Source organism: Dinghuibacter sp. (assembly GCF_035492835.1).
Classification (GTDB): domain Bacteria; phylum Bacteroidota; class Bacteroidia; order Chitinophagales; family Chitinophagaceae; genus Dinghuibacter.
The window spans coordinates 1-8,235 of record NZ_DATJIY010000277.1; the positions used below are offsets into that span (position 1 = coordinate 1).

6 protein-coding genes are annotated in these 8,235 nt (G+C 61.3%); 3 read left to right on the forward strand and 3 right to left on the reverse strand.

The window, feature by feature from the left end; genetic code table 11:
- Positions 1 to 126 precede the first annotated feature (126 nt).
- On the reverse strand, positions 127 to 1,710 hold the full coding sequence (locus VL547_RS24050; RefSeq protein WP_325582850.1) for a M20/M25/M40 family metallo-hydrolase: 1,584 nt from the start codon (positions 1,708 to 1,710) through the stop codon (positions 127 to 129).
- A 110-nt stretch (positions 1,711 to 1,820) separates the two neighbouring features.
- The gene (locus tag VL547_RS24055; RefSeq protein ID WP_325582853.1) at positions 1,821 to 2,399 is read right to left on the reverse strand and encodes a hypothetical protein; all 579 of its coding nucleotides are present in this window, start codon (positions 2,397 to 2,399) and stop codon (positions 1,821 to 1,823) included.
- A gap of 67 nt (positions 2,400 to 2,466) precedes the next feature.
- Between VL547_RS24055 and VL547_RS24060 the strand changes: the two genes are divergently transcribed.
- Entirely contained in the window at positions 2,467 to 4,464 is a 1,998-nt protein-coding gene (locus VL547_RS24060) for an ABC-F family ATP-binding cassette domain-containing protein (RefSeq protein ID WP_325582855.1), read from the forward strand.
- A gap of 21 nt (positions 4,465 to 4,485) precedes the next feature.
- Here VL547_RS24060 and VL547_RS24065 read toward each other — a convergent pair whose 3' ends face one another.
- Positions 4,486 to 5,799 carry a (Fe-S)-binding protein gene (locus VL547_RS24065; protein WP_325582857.1) on the reverse strand — a complete coding sequence of 438 codons (1,314 nt, stop codon included), beginning with the start codon at positions 5,797 to 5,799 and terminating at the stop codon, positions 4,486 to 4,488.
- Positions 5,800 to 5,856: 57 nt separating this feature from the next.
- Between VL547_RS24065 and VL547_RS24070 the strand changes: the two genes are divergently transcribed.
- A complete protein-coding gene (locus VL547_RS24070) occupies positions 5,857 to 6,351 on the forward strand; it encodes a phosphoribosyltransferase family protein (protein ID WP_325582859.1) in 495 nt (164 codons plus the stop codon).
- Positions 6,352 to 6,374: 23 nt separating this feature from the next.
- Positions 6,375 to 8,099 (forward strand): phospho-sugar mutase, encoded by a 1,725-nt coding sequence (locus tag VL547_RS24075; RefSeq protein ID WP_325582861.1) that lies wholly within the window; start codon positions 6,375 to 6,377, stop codon positions 8,097 to 8,099.
- The last annotated feature ends 136 nt before the right edge of the window (positions 8,100 to 8,235 follow it).

Consider the following 8,235-nt stretch of genomic DNA (forward strand, 5'->3'; position numbering starts at 1 on the left):
ATCAAAATGCGCAATCCCACGCGCAAAAAAGCCGCCCCCGAAGGGGGCGGCAATGTATCTCTCTGATGTCCAAGGTGATGACTAAGGAAGGCCTCGGGGCAACAACCCGAAAGGCGCGGCGGCGCCCTAAAAGGGCCTCGCGCCCGCCGGCCGCGGCGCCGGCTTCTCTTTCCGGGGAAGCTTCTCGTCGCGGACCGCGGTTTGGTATACAAACGTCGCCACGATGGCGGACGCTTGCTTCAGATCTTCGGCGGAGAGGTGATCGTAGGAGTCTACGGTGCTGTGGTGGGTGCGCGTATCGTACTCGAGGGCGTCCTGGATAAACTGGAACCCGGGGATGCCGACGGCGTCCAGGGAAACGTGGTCGGTCGACCCGGTGTTGCGGATGGTCAGCGTGGTCGCGCCGAGCGGGGCAAAGGGCGCCAGCCACGCGGTAAAGATCGGGCGAACGGCCTCGTTGCCCTGGAGGTACACCCCACGGATCTTGCCCGACCCGTTGTCGAGGTTATAATACGCGGAGACCTTGTCCCATTCGGGTTTGGTGACCATATCGGTGGGATCGGCGAAGTGATTTTTGACGTACCCGCGGGAGCCGAAGAGGCCTTGCTCTTCACCGCTCCAGAGGACGATGCGGATGGTGCGGCGGGGGTGCAGGTCGAGGGTTTTGAGGATACGGACGGCCTCGAGCATGACGGCGGAGCCGGCGGCGTTGTCGGTGGCGCCGGTGGCGGAATGCCAGGAGTCCAGGTGGCCGCCGAGCATGACGAGCTCAGCTTTCAGCTTGGGGTCGGTGCCGGGGATTTCGCCCACGACGTCGTAGCCCTGCTTATCGCCCTTGTTGTCAGTGAAGTGGCTCTTCACGTCGGCCTCGAGCTCTACGGGGACGCCGGCCTTGACCAGACGGATCATCCGGTGGAGCTCTTCGATAGGCACCACCATGTCGAGCAGACCGGCGGGCAGGTTCTGGGCATTGCCGCCCCAGCTTTGGACGAAAAGGGTGCCGTCCTTCCCGCGGATGGTGCCGCTGACGAGCATCAGGACGCCTTCGGAACGCAGGAAGCTCGATTGCATCCGGGCAAAGGCGCCGCGATTACGGAACTGCGCCATGCGCGCGGCGGAGTCCGGTCCGCCGGGCCCGGGGCCGCGGCGGCGTTCCGCCTGGGGCTGCTGGAGCTCGGTCAGCTCCTCGTCGGTATAGCGCGTGCCATCGGCCTTCAGGGGCACGGCCAGCGTATCGGTGTTGTCAAAAACGACGATCTTACCCTTGAGCTTCCCCTGGTAGGTCATCAGCTCCGCCGAATCCTTGGCCGAAACGACGACCACCGAACCCGAAACGGGTCCGTTGGTGCCAGCCGTCCAGGCCTTTGGATATGCCATAATGGGCTGATAATAAGGAGTTTTCATCGCCAGATAAGACTTATCCAGCTCCCAGCCGCTGCCAAAGTCGCCCCAGGCTTCCAGGTGCGCGTTGGACAGGCCCCACTGGGTAAGGCTGTTCTTGACCCAGTTGGCGGCGCGGAAATACCCGGGCGAATTGGTCAGCCGGGGCCCGCTGACGTCGGTCAGGTAAAAAGCGATGTTCATGACCTGGGAATGGTTGAAGGCCTGATCCTCGATCTTGGCCACGACGGCGGGGTCCGGGGACTCCTGCGCCAGCAGCGGGCTGGCCCCCAACAGGGAAAGGCCTAACGCCAGGGTTAATTTTCTCATGTCTAGCTGATTATTTGTTCGGAAGCTAGGGAGAAATTGCCCCCATGCCAAACCGCGCTTGGGCGAGCGGGCGGCCCACCGGATGAGCGGGCCGACGGCGTGCGGGGCGCCTAGCGCTTCCCGATCGAATCCTTGACCTGCGCGCACCCCGCGCCCCCCGTATAGGGATTACCGCCCGCGGTGCTATCGCTGGTAGCGCTGATCCAGTCCCCCGCCTGTCCGCCGGACAGGGCGGTACCGCATTCGGTGAGATACAACGTTTTCCCCGCATAATTAACGATCCGAAGCAGGTCGTAGAGGTCCTGTGATACCATATTGAGCTCGTTGCGACGCCCCGACAGCGTGACCTCACCGAGGAGCCCCTTTATTTCGGTACGGGTATCCGAAATTTTGGAAACAGCCGTCTGGTACACCAGCGTGTCGGTCTTGAAGTCGTCGAGACCCAGGCCGTCGAGCGACTGCGCCAGGGCGCGGCCGGAAGAGCCGATGGCGGCGGTGTCCCCCTTTGCGAAAGCGCCCAGCAAGCCGTTGTACGCTCCCAGGGCCCCGTCGAGCGACCGGGCGAACGCCGCGGAGTATTTGGCGCCGGGCACCGACTCAGGTTTGGGCGCGGTCGGCGGCGTGGCCTCCCTGTCCTTGCTGTTGCAGGCTATCGCACAAAAAACCAGGAGGATACAGTAGCGGCGCATAAGGGTATATTTTTATAAAGATAATGGAATTACAGGGCGTAACTTTGCGCTCTGAAAGTAAAAAAATATGCTCGCAGGCTTACAAAACGTAACCTTTGAATTCGGCGCACGGGTCATAGTAAAGGAGGCCACCTGGCACATCCATCCAGGGGAACGGATCGGTTTGATCGGCTACAACGGGACCGGTAAATCGACGCTACTGAAAGTCCTGGTGGGGGAATACACCCCTTCCAAAGGAGAGGTCGTGCGGAGCCGGGGCGTGAGCGTCGGTTACCTGCACCAGGACCTGTTGAGCTTCGATACCGGCGACTCCGTGCTGCGGGTCGCCATGGGCGCCTTCGAACGCGTCCTCCAGCTGGAGAAGGAGATCGAGGACCTGGGGAAGATCCTGGAGACGAAAGAGGACGAAGCCCTGCTCATGGAGTACTCCGAAAAGCTCCACGAGATCGACGTCCTCGACGGCTACAACATACACCATAAGACGGAAGAGGTGCTCCAAGGCCTCGGTTTTGCGAACGCCGATTTAGAGCGGCCCTATCATACGTTCAGCGGGGGCTGGCGGATGCGCGTCCTGCTGGCCAAGATGATCCTCCAGAAACCGGACCTGCTCCTGCTCGACGAACCGACGAACCACCTCGACCTGCCCTCGATCGAATGGCTCGAAAAATACCTCGTCCACTACCAGGGCTCGGTGGTGATCATTTCGCACGACCGCTACTTCCTCGACCGGATGGTCAACAAGATCGTCGAGCTCTACCAGCAGCAGCTGCACATCTATTCAGGGAACTATTCGTACTATATGGAGGAAAAGGTCCTGCGGACCGAGCTCCAGCAGCGCGCCTTCGAAAACCAGCAGGACTATATCCGCCAGCAGGAGCGTTTTATCGAGCGCTTCAAGGCAAAGGCCACCAAGGCAACGGCCGCGCAAAGCGCGATGAAGCGCCTCGACAAGCTCGACCGGATCGAAGACGTAAAGGTCGAGCGGCCCGACCTGCGGATCAACTTCTCGGTGGGACAGCAACCCGGTAAGGTCCTCGTCACGCTCAAGGACGCCGGCAAGTCCTTCGGTCCGAACGTCATCCTCGAACACACCGACGTCGAGATCAACCGCGGCGACAAGATCGCGCTCATCGGCGCTAACGGTCGCGGTAAGTCGACCGCCCTGCGCATCATTGCGGGCACCGAGGCCTTTACGGGCGAGCGCATCTGGGGCCACAACGTCGTGGAAAGCTTCTACGCCCAGCACCAGCTCGAGGCCCTCGACGTCAACATGACCGTCATCGACGAAATGCTCCACAGCGGCTCGCAAAAGACCGAGTTCGAGCTCCGCACCGTCCTCGGCTGTTTCCTCTTCAGCGGCGACGACGTCGAAAAAAAGATCAAGGTCCTCAGCGGCGGTGAAAAGGCCCGCGTCGCCCTCGCCAAGGTCATCATCAGCAAGGCCAACTTCCTGTTGCTCGACGAACCGACCAACCACCTCGACATGCACTCGGTCAACCTCCTGATCGACGCCCTCAACCGCTACGAAGGCAGCCTCCTGCTCGTCAGCCACGACCGTTACTTCGTCCAGAAGACCGCCAATAAGATCTGGGAGATCGACGAGAACCACCAGATCAAGGAATTCGTCGGGCACTACGAAGAATGGGTCGAATGGAAGGCCCGCATGGCCGCCCGCGCCGCCGGGACGCCCGCGCCGGCGAAGGGCTCCGCCAAAGGCGGGGACAACGCCCCTGCAAAAGGAGGGCCTGCCGCTGCCGCGGCAAAAACGGCGCCCGAACCCCCCAAGCCCGCCGCTCCAAAGCCCAACACGCCGATCGACAAGGAGGCCAAAAAAGAACTCCAAAAGAACCAACGCCGCTTCGAGCAGGTCGAAGCCGACATCGCCAAGCTCAAAAAGCAAAAAACCGATCTCGAAGCCGCCCTCGGCACCCCCGACGTCTACGCCGACGCCGCCAAATTCCAGCAGACCGAAAAGGCTTACAAGGACACGGCGAAGGCGCTCGACAACCTCAACGCGGAATACGAGATCCTTTTCGAGAAGCTGGTGGAGCTCGGCGGCGCATAGCCCGGTGGCGCCCGCGCCCCCTTAGGCCCCTTCCGCCCAGCGTCCCCGCTCGTCCGGCGAGAACTTCCACGGTGCGAAGTTGTTCTCGATATTGGAGAACATCCCGTTCCATTCCGCCGGCGCGGAGCTCTCCTCCATCACCAGCGACCGCCGCAGCTCCAGGATGATCGACAGCGGGCTGATGCTCACCGGGCACTCCTGCACGCAGGCGTTACAGGTGGTGCAGGCGCGGAGCTCTTCGGGGGTGATATAGTTATGCAGCAACGTCTTGCCGTCATCCTTAAAGGACCCGTTGGCGTCGATGTTCCGCCCGACCTCTTCCAACCGGTCGCGGGTATCCATCATGATCTTCCGCGGCGACAGCTTTTTGCCGGTCTGGTTGGCGGGGCAGGCCGCGGAGCAGCGCCCGCACTCGGTACAGGAGTAAGCCTGGAGGAGCTGCCGCCGGCTCAGCTGAAAAACGTCCCGGGCGCCGAAGTGCTCGGGAGCGGCTCCGCCGGAAGGCGCCAGCTCCGGATGGAAGATATAAGAAACCTCTTGCTGCACCGCTGGCATATTGACCATTTCGCCGGGCGGCTCCAACGGCGCGTAATACGTATTCGGGAACCCGAGTATGATGTGAAAGTGCTTGGAGTAGGGGAGATAGTTCAGGAACGCGAGCACCCCGATGATGTGGAGCCACCAGCACGTCAGCGCCAGCCCCCCGGAACGGCCGACAGGGAGCCACGAAGACACGAGATACCCGCCGTCCGCGGCGTTCATCGTAAGGAACAACCCCATAAGGATAATCTCCGTCACCAGGATTATATTTGCGTCCTCCCTCGGCCAGCCCTTCAGGTCGGAAGTATTCAACCGGCGTACCCGTAGGACGTTGCGCCGGATCAAAAACGCCGCGCAGGACACCAGCACCAGCACCGCCAGGATTTCGAAGGCGTCGATAAAGGGCGCGTACCAGCCGCCCATGAAACCGGAGAATATCCGGTGCGTCCCCAGCACGCCGTCCAGGACGATCTCGAGAATTTCGAGGTTGATAATGATAAACCCGATGTATATAAAGAAGTGGAGCACGCCCACCAGGGGATAGCGGAAAAGCCGCTTTTGCCCCAGCGCGTAGATGAGCGTGCGCTTCCAGCGGCGTGCGGTCGTGCGGGCCGACCCGGTCGCAGCCGTGCGCTTATCACCGCCGGCCGACCCGATCGCGTCCGTTTCAACGGCCGCGGGTTCATCCGGCTTTCCCAACCGGATATTCCGGCGGATCTTCCCGGTCTTCCGGGCGAAAAGCCCCGCCGCTCCCAGCAGCACGAGGACAAAGATGATCTCCTGCAGAACGTGCATATTCTTGGTTTGTGCCCGCTAATTTAATGTAAATTCGGGCCTGAAAACAGGTTCAGCATGAGCGACAGAAAATACATCCTTTCCGCGGAGGCGGCAGGACGGAAGTTACAGCGGATGGCCTATGAGATAGCGGAGCGGAACACGGGCGTATCCTCCCTGGTCCTGGCGGGGGTACACGAAAATGGCATGCACATTGCCGTCCTCTTACGGCATATGCTCGAAAAGATCGGTCTGACGGCGGACCTGTTGGAAATACAGCTGGACAAAAGACACCCCGGAGCCATCCGGTTGTCCAAGGACCTCCCCATCGACGGACAAACCATCATCCTGGTCGACGACGTGGCCAACAGCGGGAAGACCCTGATCTACGCCCTGAAGCCCTTCCTCGAAAAGCATCCCGCGGGTCTCCAGACCCTGGTGCTGGTGGACCGCGCCCACAAGGCGTTCCCCGTGCAGGCGGACTACATCGGACTTTCTTTGTCCACGACGCTCCAGGAGCATATCTTCGTGGGCGTGGAAAACGGCCGCGTAACGGGCGCGTGGCTCGAATAGCACCAAACGAAAACTAACCAAAAATGGATAACCAGACTCAACAGCGTGTGAATTCCTGGCTTCAGGGTAACTACGATCCTGAAACCAAAGCCGCCATCCAGGACCTCCAGAAGAACAACCCCGACGAGCTCAACGACGCCTTCTACCAGACCCTGGAATTCGGGACCGGCGGGCTGCGGGGCATCATGGGGCCCGGCACCAACCGGATGAACCAGTATACCGTCGGGATGGCGACCCAGGGCTACGCGAACTACCTCAGGCAGCAGGTGACCGGCGAGGTCCGCGTGGCCATCGCCCACGACTGCCGCAACAACAGCCGCAAGTTCGCCGAGATCACCGCGAACGTCATGGCCGCCAACGGCATCAAGGTATTCCTCTTCGAGAGCCTGAGACCCACGCCGGAGTTGTCCTTCGCCATCCGCACCCTCCACTGCCATGGGGGTGTCGTGCTCACCGCTTCCCACAACCCCAAAGAGTACAACGGGTATAAAGCCTATTGGAACGACGGCGGCCAGCTGGTGCCGCCGCACGATAAGAACGTCATGATCGAGGTCGGCAAGATCGAGTCCCTGGACGAGGTCAAGTGGGGTGGGGGAGCCCAGAACATCACGAGCATCGGCAAGGACATGGACGAAGCGTTTATCGAAATGTCGAAGAGCCAGTCGGTCTACCCCGACATCATCGCCCAGCAGCACGACCTGTCGATCGTCTATACCCCCATCCACGGAAGCGGCATCATGCTCGTCCCCGACGACCTGAAACGCTACGGTTTTACCAACATCCACATCGTCCAGGAACAGGCCACGCCGGACGGGAATTTCCCGACCGTCGTCAACCCCAACCCCGAAGAGCCCGGCGCCATGAGCCTCGGCCTCAAGCTGGCCCAGTCGATCGACGCCGACATCCTGGCCGGCACCGACCCCGACTCCGACCGCGTCGGCATCGGCATCAAGGACCATAAGGGCAAATGGGTGCTCATGAATGGCAACCAGACCGCCGTCCTGGCCTTCAACTACCTCATGGAGGCCCGTAAGGCCAAGGGCATCGCCACCCCCAACGACATGGTCGTGAAGACCATCGTCACCTCCGACATGATCGACGTCCTGGCCGGCAAGTACGGCGTACACTGCTACAACGTCCTCACCGGTTTCAAATGGATAGCCGAGCTGATCAAGGAAAAGGAAGGCAAGGAACACTACATCATCGGCGGTGAGGAAAGCTATGGCCTGATGGTCGGCGACAAGGTCCGCGACAAGGACGCCGTCACCGCGGTCGCCATCCTCTGCGAGATGGCCGCCTACGAAAAGCAAAAGGGCCGCAGCCTCTACGACAAGCTCATCGAGCTCTACAAGGACTGCGGTTTTTATAAGGAGTCCCTCATATCCCTGACCAAAAAGGGGATGCACGGCCAGGAAGAGATCGCGCAGATGATGGAAGGCTACCGCCAGTCGCCGCCCACGACCATCGCCGGCGTCGCCGTCAAAACCGTCCTCGACTACCAGAAACAGATCGGCCGGAACCTGGAGAACGGCGAAATCTACCCGCTCACCCTCCCCAAGTCCAACGTCCTCCAGTTCCTGCTGGCCGACGGCACCAAGATTTCCGCCCGCCCCAGCGGCACCGAGCCCAAGATCAAATTCTACTTCAGCGTCAACGCCCCGCTGGCCGACGTCGCCGACTACGAGAAGGTCGAGGCGCAGCTCGATGCCAAGATCAAGTCAATCATCGACGACATGAACCTCAAATAACCCGCCACCTCCGGACTGCGGCGCCCTGACCGCAGCCCCCGCGCCGCGGCCTCGCAGCTTCCACGCCGCGGCCTCGCGGCCTCCAAGCACCGGTTTTTTGCGCACGATACAGGCGGCCCTTCGGGCCGCCTTTTTT